Origin of the sequence: Mesorhizobium sp. M0227 (genome assembly GCF_040321855.1) — a bacterium.
Classification (GTDB): Bacteria; Pseudomonadota; Alphaproteobacteria; order Rhizobiales; family Rhizobiaceae; genus Mesorhizobium.
This window is the reverse complement of the sequence record NZ_JAMYSJ010000018.1, coordinates 69286-93378: the sequence shown is the minus strand read 5'-3', so window position 1 is coordinate 93378 and position 24093 is coordinate 69286. Positions and strand designations below refer to the sequence as shown.

Below are 24093 nucleotides of genomic sequence, written 5' to 3'. Positions count from 1 at the left end.
AGGGGGGATCGATGCACGCACGAACAGACGCCACCGCTCCAAGACAGGACGACCTCTTCACCGAGGAGGTGTCGCTGCTCCTCCCGGCGCGAATGGCCGTCGAGGGCAGAGTCTTGGGCAGCACGACGCGCCAGCAGGCGGGGCCATCGATACAAGCCATTTGCCGGCTCAAGCCTTTCACGGTTCGGCGGGTCGGTGGATTTGAGACGACGCTGTCAAACGGCCAGACCCTCATCGTACTCAGCGGAAAAACGGCGACTAAGCTGGATGCTGACCTCGTCCTGCTCGTACCCGATGCCCAGCACCCAGAGGAAATCAAGGCAGCGCTGGAGCGTGGAGAAGGGCGTTGGCTTCGTCCTACGCCCCTCAATCCCGCTCTGGTAAGCGTTCCAGATATGACGACCCGACTTGCGGCCGTTACCGTATCCTGGGATGACGCCTTCCATCTGCGCGAAGGCCGGGCGGCCGCGGATGGCAAGCTAGCCGTCCCCGGACTGAGGAGACCCCAAATCGGCGCACTCCACGCGGCCCTCGCGCATGCGACACGCTCGACCGAGCCCGCGACCATCGTCATGCCGACCGGCACGGGCAAGACAGAGACCATGCTGGCCCTGAACGCTAGCCAGCAGTTTGATCGGTTACTGGTCGTGGTGCCAACCGACGCCCTTCGCGAACAGATCGCCGGGAAATTCGAAACCTTTGGCGTCCTCAAGAGTCAGGCGTGCCTCGACGCATCAGCCGACTATCCCGTGGTGGTCCGTCTTGCGCACATCCCCGCGTCTGTTGCCGAGGTCGATCAAATCTTCGACACGGCCAACGTCATCGTCACAACCATGCACATCGCCGGGCGGGCAGAACCCCAGGTTCAAGAACAGATGGCGGCGCGAGCCGCAGCGCTCTTCATCGATGAGGCACACCATATCGGCGCCCGGACATGGTCGGAATTTCGCAGTCTCTTCGTCGACCGCAAACCACCGATCCCGATCGTCCAGTTTACCGCCACCCCGTTTCGCGAGGATGGGCGGCGCGTGGACGGCGAGTTCATCTATACCTATCCCCTGAAGAAGGCGCAGGAAGAAGGCTATTTCAAACCGATCCGGTTCGAGGCCGTCTTCGGACTTGGTCGTCCTGACGCCGACCTGGCGATCGCCGAAAAGCTAGGCGAAGTCCTTGCCGAGGACCTCGCGGCTGGCCTCAACCACCTCGCCATGGCCCGTTGCAGCACCATCGAACGCGCAAAGCACTTGCACCGGCTGTATACCGAGAGTTATCCGGAACATCGGCCAGTCATCGTTCACAGCCAGCAGCCGCTGCGGGAGAGACGCGAAAATCTTGCAGCGCTTCGACGATTCGAGAGCCGGATCATCGTGTGTGTCGACATGCTGGGTGAAGGGTTCGACCTTCCCGAACTGAAAATCGCGGCTCTGCACGACCACCACAAAAGCATCGCGGTCACGATCCAGTTTGTTGGCCGCTTCACTCGCCAAGACCCAACCTTGGGTGATGCGACCGTCATCGCCAACACCGGCATCGACGACATCGATCGATCACTGGCGAAGCTCTATTCCGAAGACGCTGATTGGAACGCGCTGGTTGAGGCGCTGAGCTCGGCCAAGATCGAGCGCCAGGTCCGGCGTGCCGAGATGTTCAAGGGCTTCACCGGCGATCTCGACGATATTCCGTTGCAAACCCTCGAGCCGAAGATGAACGCGGTCGTGTACCGGACTTCGTGCGATGGCTGGGATCCCTTCCAAGCCGAAGATCTATACGACCCCGGCTTCTACCTCGGCATGAAAATCAATCCGCACCAGCGCGTGGCGATCTTCGTCACCCGGGCGGAGGAACAGGCCCGCTGGACGACGGCGCAACACGCCATCAACGTGACGTGGGACCTGCATATGCTGCATTGGGACCAGGCAAGCGGCCTGCTCTATATCAGTAGTTCAGCCAAGGGACCGTTCGACCGCCTGGCCAAGGCCGTTTGCGGCGAGACGGCCCGCCGCGTCGAGGGCGAAGATGTCTTCCGCAGCCTGCACGGCTTCAAGCGCCTGATCCTGCGTAACCTCGGCCTCACTCACCATCAGGGCCGCGGCGTTCGCTATTCCATGTACATGGGCGTCGATGTGGCCGACGGGCTGGACAGCGCCAAATCCCAGTCACGGATCAAGAACAACGTCTTCGCCACCGGGTTTCTCGACGGCGCGCCGGCTTCGCGAGGCTGCTCGGCCAAAGGCAAGTTCTGGTCGATCTCCAAGGTACGTGATCTCACCGACTGGGTCGACTGGTGTCAGGATGTCGGCCGCGCCGTGAATGATCCCGGCATCACCACCGACGGTGTGTTCAAGAGCGCTATGCGTCCGCGCCAGATCAGTGATCGCCCGGCGGTCCCGCCCGTGGCGATTCATTGGCCGGAATCGCTGTTGATGCAGATCGAAGACCGGATCGAAATCACCTTTGGCGACAAACCAGTCGTGTTCACAGAATGCGACATCGAGCTGCTCGACAATGCGCGAACAGGGCCGCTCCGCTTTGCGGTGCGAAGCGACGACCAGTCCGCCGAGTTCGAGATCGTCTTTGCCGATGGCGGAGCGCGCTACCCCCAGCGCAACGGACCCAAGGCGACGATCAAGGTGGGCAGCAAGATCCAGACGCTTTCGGAGTCCTTTGCCGATGATGCACCGCAGATCGACTTCGGTGACGGCTCCCTGCTGATCTATAGCCACCTCTATGCCCTGCCCGAGGACGAAATGGTCCAGCCCTATCCGCCCGAGAAGATCGAGGTGTGGGACTGGTCGAAAACCAACATCCGCGCCGAAGCGCAGGGCGTCGAGAAGCGGATTGATTCTGTACAGCGCCTCGTCATCGAAACCTTGTTGGCCGACACCGAGCCCTATGACGTCATCTTTGACGACGATGGCAAAGGTGAAATCGCTGATGTGGTCACGTTGCGCATCACCGACAGCGTCGTGTCGGTGACCTTGTTCCACTGCAAATATTCAAGCGCCGCAACGCCCGGCGCTCGGCTCAACGACCTCTACGAGGTGTGCGGGCAAGCTCAGAAATCGGCCAGGTGGCGTGATCGGCCCAACCGGATGCTCCAGCACATGCTGAAGCGGGAACAGATGCGGCGTGACAGGGGGCTCAGCTCGCGGATCGAGAGGGGTTCGGCGGCCATGATCAAGAAGCTGAAAGCCGGCTGGCAGGACCATCGCTTCGAATACGACGTTCGCATTGTGCAGCCCGGTCTTTCCCGCCAAGCGATTGGCGAGGAAGGTCTGCACCTGCTTGCCGGCGTCGAGACATATCTGCTGGAGACCCGTGCCATGCGCCTGCGGATCATCGGTAGCGACTGATGCCCAGGTTCATTCAACAGCGGCGCTGGTCGCCCAAAACAAAGGTGCCGCGACCAATGTCGTCACTTGCATTGGCTCAGGAAAACCTATCCCCGGAAGATGCGCACAAGGCGCTCGCCGCAGACCTGAACCGAATCCGGTTGACGGGATGGAGAATAAACTCGCGCGGCTTGGCGATACAACGGCGATCACCGGAAGGATCAGCACAGCCCCGGGCAGCGTCCTGATCCCCGGTATGCACTACGCCGAGGCCGCCGCCAGATCGAGACCAACATAAACCGTTGAGGTCAGCGGCCCCGTTGCGATGCCGTGGGTTTGGATGCAAAAAACGAGCGGAACCTTCCCGATGGACGGCAGGTGTTCCTGCAGGACATCGAAATCGTCGAACTCCTCGTCGCCATCGGCCGCTTCCAGTTCTTGGCGCTTCCTGTCGATCTCTTCCTTGAGCTGCGGCCGGATGAAGTCGAACTCGCCCGTCTCGGCCGTGTAGTGAAACAGAACCGTGGGGATGTTTTCCCACTCTGGAACGTGCTCTCCGTAACCAAACTCCCCGGTCGCCGGATCGTATCCTGCAGCGACGACTTCACCCGTGATGGGGCAGCGCAACACGAGAAGCTTTTCTTCCTCCCAGTCGATCGTGACGAGAGCCTTCGAGAATGCGGTATCGGCCATAATTCTTTCTCCGGCTGCTTATGAGTCTGGCTGCGGATATCGCGGCAATAGTACGCACGTGCAACAGCCAATTTCAGTCAGATTGTCGCATTGGCGGCGTTGAACACCGCAGTCGCGCCCTATGAGGTGCAGCGCTCAGAGCCGCCCATGCGGATGCGCCACTCAGCTCCCCCCAACTGTTCAAATTTCATCCAAGCAATTCAATGAATCCATTAAGATCAAAGCATGAGTCGTATCGATGTTCTGGCGCCCTTGCATAAACTGCACCTCCGGAAGGCGCGTAGCATCGCATCATCGTTCCAGACTTATCCGTGCGGAAAGCTACACACCCGCATATCCATATCAGACGCAGGAGATGTCATTGACGCTGTATGACCACATCTATGGCTGCCTGTTGGGAGGCGCGTGCGGAGACGCTCTTGGCGCTCCCGTAGAATTTCTCAAGCTGGAGGAGATTACCGCTCGATATGGCTCGCAGGGAATCTTGGACTTCGATGCAGCCTACGGCGTCACTGGTGCGATCACTGACGACACGCAGATGACCCTTTTTACGGTCGACGGGTTGATTAGGGCTGCCATTCGAATGTCTGAGAAGGGTATCGGACATCCGCCGGCTGTCGTGCATCATGCTTACAAGCGCTGGCTCGTCACACAGGATCAGCCATTCGAGCAACTCTCATCCGACGACGAACTCGACGGCTGGCTGATCCGCGAGAAGAGGCTTTGGACGCGAAGAGCACCTGGAAATACTTGTCTGTCTGCACTTCGGGAAAGTAGGTCATTCGGCAGCGCCGCGAATAACAACAGCAAAGGCTGCGGGACGGTCATGCGGGACGCGTCCTTCGGCTTTTTCGCAGTCGATAACCCGCACCACGCTTTCAGTCTCGCGATGGAGACAGCAAGAACCACGCATGGGCATCCCTCCGCTGCCTTTTCATCCGGAGCGCTCGCGGCGATCATTGCCTTTGTGGCGCAAGGAGAGCCACTTCCGCATGCCATCGAGCAGGCACTATCGATCCTGCAGAGCGAACACGACGCCCGCGAGGTCCAGGACGCGCTCCGGCACGCGGCGCAACTAAGCAGTGCAACAGATTGGCGCGATCGGCTGTCCGAGCTTGGCGAGGGCTGGGTTGCAGAAGAGGCGCTCGCGATCGCCGTTCTTTGCGCGCTCGCCGCTGAAGACCCTCGCGAGGCGATCATCGCGGCGGTCAACCATAGCGGCGATTCCGACTCGACTGGCGCGATAGCGGGAAACGTCGTGGGGGCTTTGCATGGACCCCGATCACTACCGACGGCGTGGGTGGAACGTGTGGAGCTTGGCGATGTGATCGAGACGTTGGCGAGGGACTTCGCGGCTATCATCGAAGGTCGCTATGAAACCGAAACCTTCTGGGACCGATATCCGGGCTGGTAGGTGAACCAGAGGACATCGCAACAAATTAACCCTGTCGGCTCGGCTTCTTTCATTTGAGATCTGTCTCGGATCCCGATCGGTTACGGCCGTTCACGCAGCGGCATGAACGCAAGCGGCCCCCGATGGTGCGTCAACACCGAACCGAGGCGTGACCCGCAACCTGGTGAGAGGTCTTGGGCTATGAGAATTGATAGATGGCATTTCCGCTTTCCGCCGTCCGGAAGGGGACCGCCGGAATTCGACGGTGCGGCTGGCGGGTTATCGACGCCATTTTGGACAATCGACAGGATCGCTGCCGCCTGGAGCCTTCGACAACGACGTCGACAGGCTGGTCGATGAAGCTATGAAGGCGGCGCTTGGGCGAACGCCGACGAGCTTCTTCCGTTCGTCGGCGAAGCTCAGCGAGCGAGGCGAGCGAGCGCATCTATACAACAATCCAGGCATAGGGCACCAGCGAGCGCGGCTAAATCTTCGAGGTCGAGCCGTCGCCGCGTTTCGGCCTAACAAGGGACGAAAGATGAAGCAAAGCCTATCCCTGCTTGACTTCGAGATATGAGTTCCAGGACGCGACTTGCGCAACAGCCAGATGTTCGGCCCGGTAGACGAGGCGGGGCTTGTCCTCCCTCAGCGCAATAAGGGAAACTTTATTGCCGTTGCGGCCCGCAACCATTCGAACAATCCAGTCCTGGGCTGTTCGATGGAACGCGATGTCGCCGGCTTCCGCATTCTCTCCCTGTCGCAGTGCCGATACATTCCCGCGATGCGTAGTGCAGTCGTCGCTCAATCGCTGAATATCCTTTAGCCAATCCAGTTCGATTGAGGTTAGGCCTCCGATGCTCTGACGTGCTTCATCGATCACCGCTTCGTCTGAAAGGATGATCTGTGCGAGCGCAAGAATCATCGCATTCTGTTTCAGCCTCTGCTCGCCTGCTTCAGGGTTCTCCCTGAAAGGCTTCTGCAAATTCAATGTCAGTCCGCAGTCCCAAGCCAGCCAAAGCAGCAAGCCCTTGAGCCGCGCCACGTCGTCGCTATCCCGAAAATCCTCTCCAAGTGGTTCGAGGCTGAGCAGCGACGTATTGGACATTGAGGAGTCTCGTTCGAAGAGATTCAACATGACTGCCTCCAGGAGACGCAGCCGCTGATCCCGCGGAACTGTGGTTGTGCCTTTTGCGACCCAGGCGACACGCCCATCGCACGTTCGCAGTTCTCGAAGAACAGCCAGCACGCCCAACAAGCGTACCAATACTTTTGTAAGGGGTTGCGTTCCTGCGGAGAGGGCTTTCAACTGCGATACCATCCTGTTGATGATAGTGCGTACCTTCGAATGACAAATGCGAAGCAGATCAGCTTGTTTTGCGGACGTAAGATTCGTGATCTGGCCATCGGGATCGTCGTCAGCGCCAATCTGCTCTTCTTCAGTGCGGCCAAACCGATCGGTCTCTTCGTGCGACCTTTCCTCCTGCATGCGTAAGTGGAAGATCAAGGCATCGAGCAGATAGGCAAAGTCGCTAGAATGTTCCAAGCGCCGCTTTTTGCCGCGCTTCTTCATCTCGCTCACATCGATGGCCAGCGTCTCAGGAACATCGGATTCGTTTGGCTGATCCGTACTGCGCGAGCCTGATTTCCTTAGCTGCTGGGTCGGGGCGGGGGCGTTCTCTTCGTCAAATATGATTTTATCAATGCACTGAATGAGTAGTGCGATGTCAGGAGTATCGCTGTCCAGGCTGAGCAGAGCTTCCTTGAAGCGCCGCTGCGTTCCGCTCCGGGCCTGCTCCTCTACCATGCCAGCATGATGGAGGATAAGTTTCAACACGACGCCGCCTGCAATTATGCCGTGGAGTGTAGTGGCCTTATCGATGTCACGGGCCGCAAAATCCAGAACCGCAAAACCGTCTTCGACGGTGAGCCCACCCGCCTGGCAGATTTCGCTCCCATCAGGAGCGTTCAACGTGAAAGCCAGGTTCTCAAGAGCCTTCAGGAGGCTTATGTCGAAGAGGACGCGCGTATCTTCGGCTAGCGCAACGCCGCTGCGAACGCCTGCGGACGAGGTGTCCTTTTCCTGCGCCTGGTTGATCTGGATGGCGTCCCAGTCCTCCGTGGTAAGCGCCGGTAGGTTGCGAATGTCCCCGCATCCGAGTGCATTTGCCGTCAGCAGAGCATCATCGCCAACGCGGGCGAGCACCAGCTCGACGTTGCCGCTGTCTTTGTCGGCGAGCCATGCGGGTCGACTGGGGTTCGCGCTACCCGATGCAAAGACGGAGGCACCGCCGGTCTGCTCTGCCAGAACGAATTTGGCGTGGAGATACCGGCTTTCCGAGTTCTCATCACAACCAAGTCCGTCAGCCCGGACAAAGGATACCCCTTCAAGATCATGAGCGCGAACGGGCATCTGCACGGTTCCGGGATCGACGGCTACAGTCATCCTTCCCGGTTGCAGCTCCTCCTTCACGCGATGGAGGAAGTTCAGCTTTTGATCGAAGAAAGCCCCGCCGATCGAAATCTGGGCAGTTTCTCCCCCCAGCAGCGCGGTGAACTGTTGCCATAGGGATTCCCCTCCCGGACGAGCGGCAAGAAGCCTCAGTCTCGTATCAGGAAGCGCCGCCGCATTCATCCAAGGGGCGAACTCCTTCACACGTCGAGTCATAGCCCGGACATGATCGGGGATGCCATCCGTGAATGCGTCCAGCCAGTATTCGACTTCCGTCCAGACTGCTTGAGCAAGCGCTATCCCTGAACCGTCATCGTCCCCTTGGATGCGCACAAGATTTGTCATCTCGCGATTAAACCCGAAGCCGGCAAGGGTCATATTGTGACTGCCGATCAGGATCGCTCCCTTGGTCTTGCCCGTCAGAAAAACCAGCTTTGGATGAAAAGCGCCCGGAACCCTCACCGGTAGAAGGCTGTACTGACGGCCGGCAAGTCGGGGCGGGTGGACCGTCAAAGAGGCCGCATATTGCTGAGCATCCATTAGAAGGACGTTGTGCCGTACGCCGGCATTGACCAACCGGCGCAGCACCACTTCTTCATAGAAGGGCAAATACGCATTGTAGGTCGTCGTCAGCGAAGCTTCGTAACCCCCCTTCTTCAATTCCTCCATCAGCGAGATTTTAGGGAGCATCCGTAAGCTCCAGCTGCGCGCGCCCCAGCATGCTGGGCTGCCAACCCGACGCGGTTCTCTCAAGCGCGCCAATGTCCTTGAGCACCCGGACAGCCTGATTGAAACGAGGCCGTGTGTGAACAGCCGGCGGGATTGCAATGACCTCCATCCCGCGATCAGAAGGGCGTATTCTGAATGTAGATTGCGACTGGCTGCGAAGTTTTCTTAGGGCCACGCGTAGGTGCATCTCCAGGCCCCAGTTGATCAAGAGCCACCGGAGCACATCTTGAATTGTCGTGGAGGCCCAAATGCCCGTGGCATTGCGGGCAAACGACTCCAGATTAATCGGGTAATAGCGGAAGTAGTCCGGCTCAAACACCAGGTCGGCGTAATGCCGATCGGTAGGATCGGCCCTGCTTGCGAGTGCAATCAGCGTTCGCAGCGCAGCCAAAACTATCTCTCTGCGGTTCTGGGGCGACTTGCTGGCCCGTGAGAGCGACGTGATGCGCTCGGTCAGCTTCACTTCATGCATTTGCTCGTTCCAGCGCGTAAGGTCGGGCAGCCACGCCTTGCTGTCCGCGACACACTCCGAAAATGACTTCTGCGGTCCCAGAGCCTCCAACGCTTCAAGAACTTCAAATTGCTGCATGAACCAGTCTGCGATGTCTGCGCTCGCATCGAAGCGAAGAGTCGATGCTTCGTAGGCATCTAGCAAGGCGTAAAATAGCCCCTGCACCGCAACCGAGAGCAGCTCGTTGCGAGCGTAGACCGCCCATTTCTCATGGGTACCGGATAATTCGGGAGAGATAGTCCACGGCTCGCCTCCGGGCAGGCTGCTCGCATAAGTACAAGCACGAAACGCCGTCTCGGAGAGCTGTTGACCGTGGGCACAAAGAAGGTCGGCAAGCTGCAATATCAATTGCAGCGACCGGCGGCGCGGCAGCGCCTCGCTGTCGTGGAAACGATCCCTAACAAAGAACAGCTCGCCGAGGATCTTCTGCTCACCCGGACTGTTGCAAAGCTGGCAGGGGCAGAAGCCATGTAGAGCATCCAGCTCCGACGCGGTAACCAAGTCGGCATCGACCGCTTTCATGAAAAGCGGTCGATTGACGCTGGCATCCATTCGTTCAGCGATGACAGCCCCCACTTGCCTAGTATAGCGGACCCCAGCGGACGCATCGCCGTCGATAATCGAAAGCTCTCTTAAGACTCCGAGATAATACTGTCCGAGCCCACCCAGATCACTCGCGAAATATCGCTTCTTGGCCCCCGACCGCAGTGAGAAGTCGGACAGATGGATTGTGCCGTCGGCCCCCAGCGACCGCGCGACGCTTGCCAGAGTATCACTACCCACCATTGCTGCAGCATGATCGTCAGCATCGCCGCCGCATACAGCGGCATGGCGATGCGCGATAAGACAGAACAAACAGTCAGCCCGGCGAAAACGCTCGATGAAGGCGTCATTGAATTCCCGGTGGCCGGCCTTGTCGAGAGCCCATATAAGCCAAGGGTAGAAAGAATAGTATCGCGCTCTGTCCGTAACGTTAGTGATGCCAGGGAGCAGCCGTCCATATATGCTTATGCAGGGCGCCTGGACAGCTAGATGATCAAGCCCTCCAATCTGTAGTGGTGGCTTAACCCACGCCGTCTCTATCTGCATAAATCATGCCCCCCGCAATCATTTCCATATCCACCCTGATATTCAAATCAGCTTATCAATTAATCAACGCACTACAAATCCAAGAAGCGTCGCGGATTGGCAAGGGGCAAACCGCTGCCAAGAAACGATCCCTGCCGCCTATCCATAGGCGGGGATTTTCCGGGTGGCGCGAATCCTCTGGCCGGGCAGGACCCTCTCGCTCTCGGAGATGGCCGAGTGCTGCCGCCCCATTCGTCGTCTCCAAATCAATTGCGTAACGTATCAAAAAATAATACTTTATGCATATGAAATCAGAATCGCGCCTGCATGCTCGTAATTATATTTCCCGCTTGGCAGCCGGCGGTCACTATCATTTCAGCTCTGCCGATGCCCAGTCCGCTTTGGGCGTGTCTGCCGATGCCGCCAAGCTGGCCCTGAACCGGCTTGCGAAGCAAGGCTTGATCGCTTCCCCTGCCCGGGGGTTCTACGTCATCGTTCCTCCGGAATACAGCTCTCTCGGTTGTCTGCCCGCCGAGCAGTTTATTCCCGCGCTGATGAAACGGTTGGGCCTGTCTTACTATACGGGTCTGCTGTCCGCCGCCCAGTTTCATGGCGCGGCCCATCACCGCCCCCAGGAATATCAGGTGATGGTTGTTAAGAGCCGCCGCCCCATCTCCTGCGGCGCGGTGCGAGTCGCCTTCGTCATGCGCAAGAACATCAGCGCGATTCCCGTGCAAAGCTTCAATACGCCGCGCGGCACGGTTCTCGTATCGACGCCCGAGTCGACGGCCGTCGATCTTGTCGGCTATTACAACCATGTCGGCGGTCTCGACCAGGTCGCGACAATTCTCGGCGAACTCGCCGACAATCTTGACCCCGACAAGCTTGTAACCGCTGCGCAGACAGCGCCTGTCCCGTGGGCGCAGCGGCTCGGCTATCTGCTGGAGCGCGTGGAGGCAGGCGAGCGCGCGCAAGCACTGAAATCCCATGTCCGCAAACATGCCCGGCAGGCGACGGTCCTGCTGCCGACAGCGGAGGCCAAGGGCGCTGAACGGGATGAAGGCTGGAAGCTCGACATCAACGCCGACGTGGAGGCCGAGCTGTGATCCCGCGCGACTACATAACCGAGTGGCGGTCACAGGCCCCTTGGGTTCAGGACATCCAGGTCGAGCAGGACCTCGTTATCTGCCGCGCGCTGGTCGAGATATTTTCCCATCCCGTTCTATCGGAAGCGCTGGCGTTTCGCGGCGGCACAGCGCTCTACAAACTCTACCTCAAACCGGCCGCGCGCTATTCCGAGGACATCGACCTCGTGCAGATGCGCGCCGAGCCGGCGGGGCCGGTCATGGAAGCCCTCCGGTCAGTGCTTGACCCTTGGCTTGGCACGCCGCGCTGGAAGCAGACCGAAGGCCGCGTAACCTTCGTGTACCGGTTTTTGTCGGAGGATGCTCCGCCGATCAATATGAGGCTGAAGGTCGAAATCAATTCGCGCGAACATTTCGCCGTTCACGGCTTCAAGCAGATGCCGTTCGGCGTTTCGTCGCGCTGGTTCGAAGGCGCGTGCGAGATACCGACCTACGAGTTGGACGAGCTTCTCGGCACCAAACTGCGCGCGCTCTATCAGCGCAAGAAGGGCCGCGACCTGTTCGACCTGGCGGTCGCCCTTACGCATGACGGCGTCGACCCCGGCCGCATCGTCGAGACCTTTGCGGCCTACGTGGGCCATGGCGGGCACACCATAACGCGCGCCCTGTTCGAGCAGAATATGCATCAGAAGCTCACTGATCCGCAGTTTACCGCCGATATCAGTCCGCTCCTCGCGACCGGGTATTCTTGGGATTTATTGGCGGCGGCCGATGCCGTCGGTGCCGCGTTGATTGAGCGGCTTGCCGGTGAGCCGTGGAAGGGCGCTTCATAACTATGCCAAGTGAGATTGGCGACAAGGAATGCATCGCCTCTCGAAACTACAGCTTCAATCCGCGATGGTTTTCCAGGTACGCACCGCTTTGTCCAGAGCGCGCATGATCTGAAGTTGATTAGCACCAAATGCATAGTGACCTGTGATCGCGGTTGAAACAGGCATCGCACGCCCTTTTCGTCGATGAAAGTTATCGGGTAGGGGCAGCGTATTTGAAGGCATTTCCTGCGTGCCGAGCTTGATTGGCTTCAACCGCGCATCGACCAGCACTTCTATTCGGGCGGGGACGGCAGTCGTCAGGCCGAGGTCGTTGGCGGCCGTCATACCATCGATGACGGCGCGCGCCCGATCGCGGCGCATGACGGCGCGGATCACAGCGCGATAATCCGGCACGGTGGCGCGGCCAGTCAGGTTGTTCGTGCGCGGCCGGTCATAGAGGCCTCGGTCAATCCGGCGCAGCTCCCCGGCGGCTGCCAGGCGCTGCAGGGTTTTGTCCACGGCGGCGCGCGAGCCGAGATCGGCGAAGTCGCCGGGGGTCCAGACCTCGTCGGGTTTGGACTCAAATGCGGGCAAGCAGGGGCGAGCGAAGATCGGTATCGGGCTCAACTATGGGCATGTCTGAAATATGCTACAGTTTTCGGACACTCCGTGGCGCCCAAACTCCAAAAATGGAACTCGCATTTTCGCATTGAAGGATATGGCCCGAGCATCGAATGCCTCCTTCCGCAGGGGCACGACATCATCCCGGTTGACTCTTAGCCAAGACGAGAACAAATGTAGAACATATGACAGGCTTTCCGCGTTTCAAGGGTCAGATGAGTGTATCGGCGCCCCCTGCTGCCATTTCCGAGCTTCGAGACCGCATCGCGCGTCTCGAAGGCGGAAAAGCGCGCGCGCGAACGGTTTTGCCGTTCGGAGTGGCCGCAATCGACAGGGTTCTGCCGGGAGGGGGATTGGCTTTTGGCGGTCTGCATGAGGTCGCGGGTGGTGGAAATGACGCTGTCGATGGTGCGGCCGCGGCGCTCTTCGCCGCCGGTATTGCGGCGCGCACGGTGGGCAAGGTGCTGTGGTGCCTTACCCGGCCCGATCTTTTCGCGCCTGCGATCGAACAGGCCGGCCTTTCTCCGGGACGGGTAATCTATGTCGAAGCCGGCGACGAAAAATCCGTTCTCGCCTGTTTCGAAGAGGGTCTTCGTGGCGGTTTTGGCGCTGTCGTTGCCGAGATAGCCCGGCTTTCGATGACGGCCTCACGGCGGCTTCAGCTCGCCGCCGAAAGCTCCGGCGCCATCGGCATCGCCATTCGCCGCTGGCGCCGCCAGACGGAGGCAACCGATTTCGGCCAGCCGACAGCCGCCGAAACCCGCTGGCGGGTGTCGGTCGTGCCGTCGACGCCATTGCCGGTTCAGGGAGTCGGGCGTGCGCGCTGGCAGCTTGAACTGATCCGATGCCGGGCCGGAGAGAGTGCGGATTTCATAGTGGAGGCTTGCGATGCCAAGGGTCGTATCGCTCTTCCTTCCGATGTGGCCGACAGACCGCTTCAGAAGGAAATCGGGCGACGCCGCGCCTCCGCCTGAGACGCCGCTCGTTTTGATCGGCCGCGATGGACGTCGCCGTGTGGTGCTCGCCACTGACGCTGCAGCGCGCGCAGCCGGCCTGCGCATCGGCATGCCGGCGAGTAAGGCGCAGGCGCTCGTTCCGGGTCTTGTCGTTCATGATGCCGAGCCCGAAGCAGATGAGGTGGCGCTCGAGCGATTGGCGCTGTGGGCACTGCGCCGCTACGCGCCGATCGTCGCTGCCGATCCGCCGGATGGCATCGTGATCGACACGACCGGCGCCGATCATCTGCATGGCGGCGAGGCGGCGATGCTTACCGATATAGTGGCGCGACTTGGCGCGTCCGGCTTCGCCGCGCGTGCCGCGGTCGCCGGCACCTGGGGTGCAGCTCACGCACTGGCCCGCTTCAGTACACGGCAGACGCTTGTGGTTCCATCCGGCGATGGACAGGCGATCCTGCCTTTGCCGATCGCTGCCCTCCGTCTTCCCGTCGCGACGATCGATAGCCTGCGACGGCTTGGCTTCGAGACAATCGCGGATCTTGCTGGCACGCCGCGCGCATCGCTGGCCTTGCGTTTTGGACCGGAACCCGGCCGCCGCCTCGACCAGGCGTTCGGGCGGGTGAGCGAACCGATCGAGCCGATCCGGCCGGAAGAAATCGTCGAGGTCCGCCGCAATTTTGCCGAGCCGATCGGAGCGGCAGAAACAATCGCGCGTTATACCGGCAAGCTGGTCGCTGAACTATGCGCCTCACTCGAGACGCGAGGGCTTGGCGCGCGCCGGCTCGATCTTCTGTTCTTCCGTGTCGACAGTCGCGTCGAGGCGATCCGTATCGGTACGGCAATGCCGGTTCGCGATGTGAAGCGTTTGACCCGGCTTCTCACAGATAAAATAGAAACTATCGATCCAGGGTTCGGCATCGAGCTGATGCGGCTTGCCGCGACCGTTGCCGAGCCGCTGAGGGCCAAGCAGATGATTTCCTCGCTCGCCGAGGCGCCCGAACCCGATGTGTCGGATGTGATCGACATCCTCGCCAACCGTGTCGGTGAGGAGCGGCTTTATCGCTTCGCCCCGGTGCAGAGCGACGTTCCCGAACGGTCGGTTCAACGCATTGCCCCAATGGCGCCCGATGCCGGCGAGGGCTGGCCCGGCCATTGGCCACGACCGTCACGGCTGCTGCCGCGGCCCGAGCCGATCGAGACGGTAGCACTTCTTCCCGACCATCCGCCCGTGACCTTCACCTGGCGCGGCGTTCGCCGGCGCGTGAAGCGTGCGGACGGCCCTGAACGGGTTTTCGGGGAATGGTGGAAGCGTGACGCCGAACTCGCAGCGGTGCGGGACTATTTCCAGGTCGAGGATGAGAACGGCGAGCGGTACTGGGTCTATCGCGCCGGCGACGGCGAAGACACCGCGACCGGATCGCACAAATGGTTCATGCACGGGATCTTCGGATGATTGGCGGAGCCCATTATGCCGAGCTGCAGGTGACCTCGCATTTCTCGTTCCTGCGGGGAGCATCGTCATGCGAGGAACTATTCGCGCAGGCGGCACTGCTCGGCATCGAGGCGCTGGCTGTCGTCGACCGCAATTCGCTTGCTGGCATCGTGCGCGCCCACGAGGCCGCGAAGGCGACAGGCGTCCGGCTGATCGTCGGCTGCCGTCTCGATCTCGCCGACGGAATGGCATTGCTGGTCTACCCGACCGACCGACCGGCTTATTCGCGGCTTTGCCGCTTGCTGTCGCTCGGCAAGGGCAGGGCGGGCAAAGCAAAATGCCATCTCGAATGGGATGACGTCGTCGCCTATGGCGAGGGGCTTATCGCGGTGCTCGTTCCCGACGAAGCCGATGATCGCTGTGCCGTCCGTCTACGACGCCTGCGCGAGGCCTTCGCCGATCGCGCCTATCTGGCGCTCACCTTGCGCAGGCGCCCGAACGACCAGCTCCGACTTTACGAGCTGGCAAATCTTGCAACTGCAATGCGCGTGCCCACCGTCGTCACCAATGACGTGCTCTTCCACGAGCCGGCCCGCCGCATGATGCAGGATGTCGTCACCTGCATTCGGCACAACGTCACTATCGACGACGCCGGCTTCCGTCGTGAACGTCATGCCGATCGCTATCTCAAACCGGGCGATGAGATGGCGCGGCTGTTCAGCCGCTATCCCGAGGCCTGGGCGCGCACGATCGAAATCGCCGACCGCTGCCGCTTCTCAATGGACGAGCTCGCCTACCAATACCCGCTGGAAAAGACGATGCCCGGCCTCACCGCCCAGCAGGCGCTGGAAAAGCTAACCTGGGAAGGTGCCGCCCGCCGTTATCCCGAGGGTCTGCCCGACAAGGTGGTCGGTATTCTGAAGCACGAACTGCGGCTGATCGAGACGCTCGAATACGCGCCGTACTTTCTCACCGTGAACGCGATCGTTCGTTTCGCCCGCAGCCAGGACATCCTGTGCCAGGGCCGCGGCTCGGCCGCCAATTCGGCCGTCTGCTATGTGCTCGGCATCACCTCCATCGATCCCGAACGCAACAACCTCCTGTTTGAGAGGTTCGTTTCGCAGGAACGGCGCGAGCCGCCCGACATTGATGTCGATTTCGAGCATGAACGGCGTGAGATCGTCATGCAGTGGGTCTACGAGACCTACGGCCGCGACCACGCAGCACTTTGCTCGACCGTCATTCGCTATCGCACCAAGGGCGCGGTCCGTGATGTCGGCAAGGCGCTTGGCCTGCCTGAGGACATGACCAAACTTCTGTCCTCACAGGTCTGGGGCCATGGCGAGGCGGTGGATGAGCAGCGCGCCCGCGAGCTCAACCTTAATCTCGGCGATCGCCGGCTGCGGCTGACCCTCGATCTCGCGGCGCAACTTGCCGGCACGCCGCGCCACCTCTCGCAGCATCCGGGTGGCTTTGTCCTGACCCACGACCGACTAGATGATCTCGTGCCGATCGAACCGGCGGCGATGAAGGATCGCCAGGTCGTGGAATGGGACAAGGACGATATCGACGCCCTCAAATTCATGAAGGTGGATGTCCTGGCCCTGGGCATGCTGACCTGCATGAAGAAGTCATTCGATCTCCTGTCCGAGCACAAGGGCATCGCCCTCGACCTGGCGACGTTACCGTCGGAGGATCCGCGCACCTATGCGATGATCCGCAAGGCCGACACACTCGGGGTCTTCCAGATCGAATCCCGCGCGCAGATGTCGATGCTGCCGCGCATGAAGCCGCGCACCTTCTACGACCTGGTCATTGAGGTCGCTATCGTCCGTCCAGGGCCGATCCAAGGCGACATGGTCCATCCCTATCTTCGCCGGCGCGACGGGACGGAAGAGGTGACGTTTCCGACACCGGAGCTCGAGCGCGTGCTGGGCAAGACGCTTGGCGTGCCGCTGTTTCAGGAGCAGGCAATGCAGGTCTCCATGATCTGCGCCGGCTTTTCGGCCGGCGAGGCCGACCAGCTGCGGCGCGCCATGGCCACCTTCAAGCACACCGGCGGCGTCTCGAAGTTCCGCGACAAGCTCATCAACGGCATGATCGCCAACGGCTACACCCAGGAGTTTGCCGAAAAGACCTTCTCCCAACTCGAAGGTTTCGGCAGCTACGGCTTTCCCGAAAGCCACGCCGCCTCCTTCGCTTTGATCGCCTACGCCTCGAGCTGGATGAAATGCTGGCATCCCGATGTCTTCTGTGCGGCGCTCTTGAACTCGCAGCCTATGGGCTTTTATCTGCCGGCCCAGATCGTGCGCGACGCTCGCGATCATGGCGTCGAGGTCCGTCCCGTCTGCGTCAACGCCAGCCGCTGGGATTGCACGCTTGAGCCGACCGATGCCGAAGATCGCTTCGCAGTCCGGCTCGGCCTGCGCATGGTGAAGGGTCTCGCCAATGATGATGCGGCCGCGATCGTTGCGGCGCGAGCCGATGAGCGTTTCCTCTCGGTCGACGATCTCTGGCGCCGCGCTGGCGTGCCGGCGTCGTCGCTGGTCCAGCTCGCCGAGGCAGATGCCTTTCTGCCGGATCTGAACCTTGCCCGCCGCGATGCGCTCTGGGCGATCAAGGCGTTGCGCGACGAGCCTCTGCCCCTGTTTGCGGCCGCTACCTCTCGTGAGCAGAAGACAGTGCCGGAGGTTCACGAGCCTGTCATCACTCTCAGGCCCATGACGGCCGGCCGCGAGGTGGTCGAGGATTATGGCCATGTCGGGCTGACTTTACGCAGCCACCCCGTCTCATTCCTCCGCGCCGATCTTCGCCGGCGTCGCATCGTGACCTGTCAGGAAGCCATGCAGGCGCGAGACAAACGTTGGCTCGAGGCCGCGGGCCTGGTGCTGGTCCGGCAACGGCCGGGCTCGGCCAAAGGCGTGATGTTCCTCACCATGGAAGATGAGACAGGCGCCGCCAACGTCGTCGTCTGGGTCAAGGTCTTTGAGAAATTCCGTCGCGTGCTTCTCTCGTCGGCCATGCTCGGCGTGCGCGGCCGCATCCAGCGGGAAGGGGAGGTGGTGCATCTCGTCGCCCACGAGTTGACCGATCTTTCGGCCGAACTCGCCAGCGTGGGAAACCGCGAGATGCCGTTTCCGTTGCCACACGGCCGCGGTGACGAGGCCCATTATGGCGGATGGGGCATCGATCCGCGCGGCATGCCGAAGGGGCGCGCCATCGTCGATGCCTTATGCCGAGTTCGGCATAAGGGGTCTTATCCCGAGTCGGAGACTATGTCGATCAAGCTGCCTAAGCCACGGGACTTTCGGTAGAAACGCCGCCGCGGCTCGGCATGGTAACGGTGTTCGGCGTCGCGAATATCTCAGTTGGGGTGGCAGCTGTCAGTCAGCTTTGCCACGCTTACGTCGAGAACCCGACATTCTGCAACATTTGCGACGGTTGAGGCAGGCGTTAATCTATTCCATCAGGCGAGGGGTAATCGACCGCAATAACATCAGCGATCATCGCACTGCCGCTATCAACTTGGGCGACCTTTTCCTCCGAGGCATCTTCGCCCTCGGTATTGTTGTGTTGAATTGGGTACCAGCCGCTCAATGAAGCGACGTAGGCGAGGACGTTGGTGTTAGCACCGTTGTGGCTAAATGACGTAATGTCGGCACGGGCATCGATCTGCAGAGCATTTTGAAGATACTGGACGAGGAAGAGAGCAATTTGCTGCGAAACGGCTGAACGGAATTCCTCAGTTTTCTGCGGTCCACCGAAGGACGCGGCCCCAGATGGCAACGCTACGGCGAAGTAGTAATCCGAACAGAGGTAGTAGACAAAATATGGATTACCGGATCGAGTGCCGAAGGAAATTTCAAGTATCTGACCTTCCAAACGGTCCTTTGCATACGTCTTTACGATGTCACCGGTGTAGAGCACCTCTGCGTCACGGGTTATGGAGACAACGTTTACGTCATGGCCCATGACACGCAAACTGCTGAACGGCTGCTTTTCGAAGAATCCGAACACTGAGGCTCCTATGATCTGGGGATCCGCCATCTCAGCCAGCCCGTTTGAAATTGCAAGCTATTGTTTCGCAAAATTTATTACCTGTATTCTTCCTGAAATGCGGATCGCGACGAAGCCAAAGCCAGATCGGCGACTGCGGGGTGTCCTGCTAACCGCCCCCCGGGTTGGACGGATGGGCTCACCACTAGGATGACCCGAGATCCCGGGACAGAACTGTGGCCGCGACAGCGTCTCCGCGAACTTTCATTGCTGTTGCCCGCGATGATTTGGAACATCTCAATATGTTGATGATAGTCAGCTCCTTGGGAGCCTTGATTTATTGGACATATCGAGTGTGGCACTGAGTAAATTGCTATCTGGCCGCGCGCGCGCATACCGGCCTGGTTTCCTTGCGCGGATGTTTCCTTCCGGAAAATGGAAGCTGACCCTGGACCCCAAGCTGTCCGGGCGCATTCGGCTGAGCCAGGGTCGCGATGTTGATCTCAGCTGCCTCGATATCGTGTCGGTTTCGACCAGCAAGGCGCTGCTGTGGCATACCGTCGAGATCCGCGCACGCGGCAGAACGGACAATCTGTCGAGTCTGTCGGGGGACGCGTCCGAGCAACTGGCCGCAGACCTTCATGCGTTCATCAACACCCATCTCTTCGACCTCATCGGCACAGAGACGGATCATTTGCTCGATGTCGATGCCAGGCTTCGGGAGATCACCGAAGACAACAGACAGTATCTCGCGCAGGCCGATCTCGGGCGGGCCATCGCCAGCGTGCCCGGCAGCGCCGCTGCCGCACTTTCTCACCCGCTTCTGGATCCACAATTGATGCCGGCCGGGCTCAAAACGTCCCTGCCGGCTTCGTTCGCCATGCTGACCGACCCGGGCGTCCGCCACGCCTACAATGAAGCGTTCGTTGCCGCGGAGCTGCGCAAATTCGAGCCATTTTTCGACGATCTGGACGGGCGCTCCTTTTCCGATCAGCAACGCGAGGCGTGTATCCGATTGGAGGACAATAATCTGCTCGTCGCCTCGGCCGGGTCCGGCAAATCCGCGACCATGGTCGGCAAGGTGGCCTATGTCCTGGAAAGGCAGCTCTACCGGTCCGATGAGATCCTGCTTCTGGCCTTCAATAAGAGTGCAGCAGATGAACTCAGGACCAGGATCGCACGACAGCTACAGGTCGAGGAAAGCGCCCTGGAGTGTCGCGTCACGACGTTTCACGCGCTTGGACGGGGCATCATTAAGGAGGTCGAAGGACGTCCGCCCCAGCTTGCCAACTGGGTGGATCATCCCGCCGGCGAAGCCAGGGTCATCGAAGAGATCATCCAGAGCCTTGTCGAGACCGATCCGGAATTCGCGCGATTGTGGTGCGACCTGCTCGTGGTGCATCCCAAGGCGGACATCCCGGCCGAGGTTTTCGACACCGAGGCTGACTACCGTCGCTATGTCTCGGATCGGCTCAGAAAGGGCGAAGCCACGATCGGCTCGCTTGCCGGAGTGATCGTCAAATCGCTGCAGGAGCAGAAGATCGTCAACTGGCTGTGGCTGCATTCCGTCGCATTCGAATACGAGCGGCAGCTTGCGGTTGAGGAGGATGACGGCACGGTTCGCCATCTGCATCCCGATTTCTACTATCCGATGACTGACACGGTGCATGAGCATTTCGCGCTCAACGCCGATGGGACCTCACCGTTTGCGGATTATGTCCAGCACGCCGAGAGCAAACGTCAGGCCTATCGCCGCAAAGAGATCGATTTCTTCGAGACGACTTCAGCCCAGGCCAGCGACGAGACCCTGCTCAGCACACTCGAGGCAGAACTGGCGCGGCGCGCGGTTCCGTTCGAGCGCAAGAGCTATGCCGAGATCACCGAGGCGATCGAGCCTGTGGTCATCAAGCACTATCACAAGCTCATATCCACCTGCATCAAGCATATTCGCGCCAGCCATCTGACGCTCGATATGCTGCTCGAGCGCGCCAAGACCCTGCACGACAAGCAGCGCGCGAAGCTCTATGCGCGGGTCGTGTGGATGATCACGAAGGGCTATTCGCAAAAACTCGTAGAATCCCGGCGGATCGACTTCGATTCAATGATCGCCGACGCGGTCCGGCTGGTCGAGACCGGGCAATATCAGAGTCCCTATTCCCTGATCCTCGTCGACGAGTTTCAGGACATTTCCGAGCCGCGCGCCAACCTCATCAAGGCGCTTAAGCAGCAGAAGGCGTTCAGCAAAGTGTTCGCAGTCGGAGACGACTGGCAGTCGATCTATCGCTTTGCCGGATCGGACATCACGATCTTCACGCAGTTCGAGGCCAATTTCGGGGCAAGCTGGCAGGGACGCCTGGAACAGACCTATCGCTGCAATCAGCTCATTGCGGAGACGGCCGCGACATTTGTCCAGCGTAATCCCGAACAGATCACGAAATCGGTTCGTTCGACACGGCCTGCCATTCCGCGGTCGATTCGGGTTATTCCCATTGATGACGAACGCGGCAGGCCCGAATTCGCCCAGGCTTGCCATCGTCTTCTCGAACGGCTCGACATCGCCCTGGGGAGCATCGCCGAGCAGTGGCGCAGCGAACCAGACGCCAAACTCAAAGTGCTGGTTCTATGGCGGTACAATCTGCTAGATCCGTTCGGCGGGATCCCACCCTCCTTCGCCAATATCGAGGTTTCGGGCCAATCCTTTCACCGGGCCAAAGGGCTTGAGGCGGACTACACGGTTCTGCTTGATGTGAGTGAAGGCGATTATGGCGTGCCGAGCCGCATCGAGGACGATGAACTGCTCAACCTGGTTATTCCCCAGCCTGAAACCTTCGTCTATGCTGAAGAACGACGCCTGTTCTACGTCGCGCTCACGCGCGCCAGCCGGGGCGTATACCTCATCACCAACAGCCGCCAGCCGTCCCGCTATATCCGGGAACTTTGCGAGATAGCCGGGGATGAGGTGCGCTACGAGACGATCGAAGGCGCTGCCTTGCGTCAATGCCCCGTTTGTCTGGTGGGCCAAATGGTCGAGAAGCGCAACAGGAACGGGACGGTGTTTCACGGATGCAATCAGTTCCCTGATTGCAGGCACAGCGAAGGTGTTCCGGCGCAATCGACGGCGCACCCTGCATAGACGCGCCTAACGCCAGGAGCACCGCTCGCGCAGTTGCAGCGGCGTCCGGGCGATGCTGCCGCGCGGACGCCGTTTCGATTCGCACGACGCCGCGCCGCGCGGTTTGTCCCGATCAATCCACAAGATCAGCGCTCGACGCGCCGTTGTCCATTTACGCGAGAAAGGTCGCAACATTCCCGACGTTCTATACCGTCATCATGTGGTAGTCTGGCCCGCAGGGCGACGCTTTATCTCAATTGGCGCGGAAGACGGTGAATCCCACAAAGCCGAATAAAACGCATCCGCCGAAATGGATCGAGCCTCAGCTGACGCGCCTGGTCGACGAAGCGCCCGACGGCCCCGATTGGCTTCACGAAATCAAGTACGACGGATACCGCATGCACGCGCGGATCGACGGCAGCGACATCCGCTTGCTCACCCGCACCGGCCTCGATTGGTCGCATCGCTATCGAGCGACGATAGCGGCCCTCTGCGCGCTCCCGGTGAAAGAGGCATATGTCGACGGGGAGCTGTGCGCCGTTCGGGCAGACGGCGTCACCTCATTCAGCCGCCTGCAGGCCGCTATGGACGAGGGCCGCACGGGCGATCTTGTCTTCTTTGCTTTCGATCTTCTGTTCCTGAACGGAGAAAGCATTGCGAAGCTGCCGCTCATCGACCGCAAGGCGCGACTGGAAGGCCTGTTTTCGACCGACATGCCCGGCCTGCGCTTCAGCGATCACGTGATCGGGGACGGGCCTGCGTTCCGCAAGCACGCCTGCCGGCTTTCCCTCGAGGGCGCGATTTCCAAGCGGATCGACAGCGCCTACACATCCGGCAATCGCGGCCTATGGGTCAAGTCAAAGTGTCTCAACAGGGAGGAGTTCATCGTCGTCGGCTGGACCGATCCGACTGGAAGCCGCCCGCATATCGGCTCGCTGCTTCTCGGCTACTACACCGATGATGGTCGTCTGATGTACGCGGGCCGCGCCGGCACGGGCATCACGGTTGCAGAGCTCAAGCGATTGGCTCGCCGGCTTGGGCCACTTCAGGCAGCTCGAATGCCCCTCGACGTTCCGCCGCCACGCGAGAGCCGGTTCGGCTCGCCGCTTGAGCTGTCGCGCGTGCATTGGGTCAGGCCTGAAGTGGTGGTCGAGGTCACCTATCTCACCTGGACGGAAGACAATCTCCTGCGCCAGGTCTCGTACCAAGGCGAGCGTCAGGACAAGCCAGCCCGGCAGGTGGTGCGCTCCCCGCCCCATCCCTGATCGACATCGGGCGCCGTTTCGTTTCAAGTCACCCGACTTGCTCTACCTGCAGTGTGCTGGGTGGAAGTGCCTTGATCAGCGACTTCGCCGACACCGAAGGGTCGAGCCAATCCGCCCACGCGCTGCGATCGAGGATAACAATCTGCCTGTCATGATAGGGCGCGATATCGAGCCCAGGCTCCATCGTCAGCATGGTGAACGCTTCGCCGACCTCCGGCGTGTCACGCCAGATTCCAGCAATGCAGAAGATCGGCTCGTCCGTCTTTGTGAAGAGCCACTTGTCTTTTCGCTTCTTCTTGAGGTCTATCGGATCGGTGAACTCGTAGAAGCCGTCCGCGACGATGAGGCACCGGTTCGACGAGAACTCCCGGCCCTCTGAACGGAAATTGTAGACGGGCCGCTTGTTCGGTCCGGGCCAGCTCCAGCGCCGTTGCACCATGTCGCCTTCGCCTCGGACGCCCTCGATAGTCCTGATGATCGGCGCCACGTCCGTGATCTTGATGTCCTCGCGCGCCTCGATGTTCGGCGCACCTTCTCCGAAGCGGATCTTGATCTTCAGGTCGGCGAAATCCTCCCCGATCGAAGCGACATCCACCGTCAATCGATAATCATTGCACATCGGTCCTCCGTCCGATCGCA

General features: G+C 60.4%; 14 protein-coding genes and 1 pseudogene. 9 read left to right on the top strand and 6 right to left on the bottom strand.

The window, feature by feature from the left end; all coding sequences use genetic code 11:
- The first annotated feature begins 11 nt into the window (after positions 1-11).
- Entirely contained in the window at positions 12-3353 is a 3342-nt protein-coding gene (locus tag NKJ00_RS22505; protein ID WP_352631284.1) for a DEAD/DEAH box helicase, read from the top strand.
- A 240-nt stretch (positions 3354-3593) separates the two neighbouring features.
- On the opposite strand, the gene NKJ00_RS22500 is transcribed toward NKJ00_RS22505, so the two are convergent.
- Positions 3594-4025, bottom strand: coding sequence for a hypothetical protein (locus NKJ00_RS22500; RefSeq protein ID WP_352631283.1), 432 nt, complete (start codon positions 4023-4025; stop codon positions 3594-3596).
- A 361-nt stretch (positions 4026-4386) separates the two neighbouring features.
- Between NKJ00_RS22500 and NKJ00_RS22495 the strand changes: the two genes are divergently transcribed.
- Positions 4387-5439: an ADP-ribosylglycohydrolase family protein gene (locus tag NKJ00_RS22495; RefSeq protein ID WP_352631282.1), complete on the top strand. Its 1053-nt coding sequence runs from the start codon at positions 4387-4389 to the stop codon at positions 5437-5439.
- Positions 5440-5968: 529 nt separating this feature from the next.
- Here NKJ00_RS22495 and NKJ00_RS22490 read toward each other — a convergent pair.
- Both NKJ00_RS22490 and NKJ00_RS22485 read right to left on the bottom strand, forming a co-directional pair.
- Positions 5969-8557 carry a phospholipase D-like domain-containing protein gene (locus tag NKJ00_RS22490; protein ID WP_352631280.1) on the bottom strand — a complete coding sequence of 863 codons (2589 nt, stop codon included), beginning with the start codon at positions 8555-8557 and terminating at the stop codon, positions 5969-5971.
- Positions 8547-9962: a hypothetical protein gene (locus NKJ00_RS22485; protein ID WP_352631278.1), complete on the bottom strand. Its 1416-nt coding sequence runs from the start codon at positions 9960-9962 to the stop codon at positions 8547-8549. The genes NKJ00_RS22490 and NKJ00_RS22485 overlap by 11 nt, the downstream gene beginning before the upstream one ends.
- Before the next feature lie 518 nt (positions 9963-10480).
- Between NKJ00_RS22485 and NKJ00_RS22480 the strand changes: the two genes are divergently transcribed.
- Entirely contained in the window at positions 10481-11281 is an 801-nt protein-coding gene (locus tag NKJ00_RS22480) for a type IV toxin-antitoxin system AbiEi family antitoxin (protein WP_352631276.1), read from the top strand.
- Positions 11278-12093, top strand: coding sequence for a nucleotidyl transferase AbiEii/AbiGii toxin family protein (locus NKJ00_RS22475; protein WP_352631274.1), 816 nt, complete (start codon positions 11278-11280; stop codon positions 12091-12093). The genes NKJ00_RS22480 and NKJ00_RS22475 overlap by 4 nt, the downstream gene beginning before the upstream one ends.
- Before the next feature lie 193 nt (positions 12094-12286).
- Here NKJ00_RS22475 and NKJ00_RS22470 read toward each other — a convergent pair.
- Positions 12287-12709 (bottom strand): annotated as a pseudogene (locus NKJ00_RS22470) (DUF6088 family protein); the annotation flags it as partial.
- A gap of 199 nt (positions 12710-12908) precedes the next feature.
- On the opposite strand from NKJ00_RS22470, the gene NKJ00_RS22465 reads away from it, so the two are divergent.
- Genes NKJ00_RS22465 through NKJ00_RS22455 form a run of 3 tightly spaced genes read left to right on the top strand, consistent with a single transcriptional unit; the run spans position 12909 to position 18395 of the window.
- Positions 12909-13667: an ImuA family protein gene (locus tag NKJ00_RS22465; protein WP_352631270.1), complete on the top strand. Its 759-nt coding sequence runs from the start codon at positions 12909-12911 to the stop codon at positions 13665-13667.
- Positions 13582-15102, top strand: coding sequence for a Y-family DNA polymerase (locus NKJ00_RS22460; RefSeq protein ID WP_352631268.1), 1521 nt, complete (start codon positions 13582-13584; stop codon positions 15100-15102). Before NKJ00_RS22465 ends, NKJ00_RS22460 begins: the two co-directional genes overlap by 86 nt.
- On the top strand, positions 15099-18395 hold the full coding sequence (locus NKJ00_RS22455; protein WP_352631266.1) for an error-prone DNA polymerase: 3297 nt from the start codon (positions 15099-15101) through the stop codon (positions 18393-18395). The genes NKJ00_RS22460 and NKJ00_RS22455 overlap by 4 nt, the downstream gene beginning before the upstream one ends.
- 139 nt (positions 18396-18534) lie before the next feature.
- Here NKJ00_RS22455 and NKJ00_RS22450 read toward each other — a convergent pair whose 3' ends face one another.
- Positions 18535-19098: a hypothetical protein gene (locus NKJ00_RS22450; RefSeq protein ID WP_352631264.1), complete on the bottom strand. Its 564-nt coding sequence runs from the start codon at positions 19096-19098 to the stop codon at positions 18535-18537.
- Between the two features lie 334 nt (positions 19099-19432).
- Between NKJ00_RS22450 and NKJ00_RS22445 the strand changes: the two genes are divergently transcribed.
- Positions 19433-22210, top strand: a complete 2778-nt coding sequence (locus NKJ00_RS22445) for a UvrD-helicase domain-containing protein (protein ID WP_352631262.1) — start codon at positions 19433-19435, stop codon at positions 22208-22210.
- Positions 22211-22461: 251 nt separating this feature from the next.
- Positions 22462-23454 (top strand): non-homologous end-joining DNA ligase, encoded by a 993-nt coding sequence (gene ligD / locus NKJ00_RS22440; protein ID WP_352631260.1) that lies wholly within the window; start codon positions 22462-22464, stop codon positions 23452-23454.
- A gap of 28 nt (positions 23455-23482) precedes the next feature.
- Here ligD and NKJ00_RS22435 read toward each other — a convergent pair whose 3' ends face one another.
- A complete protein-coding gene (locus NKJ00_RS22435; protein ID WP_352631258.1) occupies positions 23483-24073 on the bottom strand; it encodes an SOS response-associated peptidase in 591 nt (196 codons plus the stop codon).
- Between the last annotated feature and the right edge of the window lie 20 nt (positions 24074-24093).

What these genes read in the sequence shown, in the direction of transcription:
- NKJ00_RS22505 (WP_352631284.1), top strand. Translation starts at nt 12, where the DNA reads ATGCACGCACGAACAGACGCCACCGCTCCAAGACAGGACGACCTCTTC.
- NKJ00_RS22500 (WP_352631283.1), bottom strand. Translation starts at nt 4,025, where the DNA reads ATGGCCGATACCGCATTCTCGAAGGCTCTCGTCACGATCGACTGGGAG.
- NKJ00_RS22490 (WP_352631280.1), bottom strand. Translation starts at nt 8,557, where the DNA reads ATGCTCCCTAAAATCTCGCTGATGGAGGAATTGAAGAAGGGGGGTTAC.
- NKJ00_RS22480 (WP_352631276.1), top strand. Translation starts at nt 10,481, where the DNA reads ATGAAATCAGAATCGCGCCTGCATGCTCGTAATTATATTTCCCGCTTG.
- NKJ00_RS22465 (WP_352631270.1), top strand. Translation starts at nt 12,909, where the DNA reads ATGAGTGTATCGGCGCCCCCTGCTGCCATTTCCGAGCTTCGAGACCGC.
- NKJ00_RS22460 (WP_352631268.1), top strand. Translation starts at nt 13,582, where the DNA reads ATGCCAAGGGTCGTATCGCTCTTCCTTCCGATGTGGCCGACAGACCGC.
- NKJ00_RS22455 (WP_352631266.1), top strand. Translation starts at nt 15,099, where the DNA reads ATGATTGGCGGAGCCCATTATGCCGAGCTGCAGGTGACCTCGCATTTC.
- NKJ00_RS22435 (WP_352631258.1), bottom strand. Translation starts at nt 24,073, where the DNA reads ATGTGCAATGATTATCGATTGACGGTGGATGTCGCTTCGATCGGGGAG.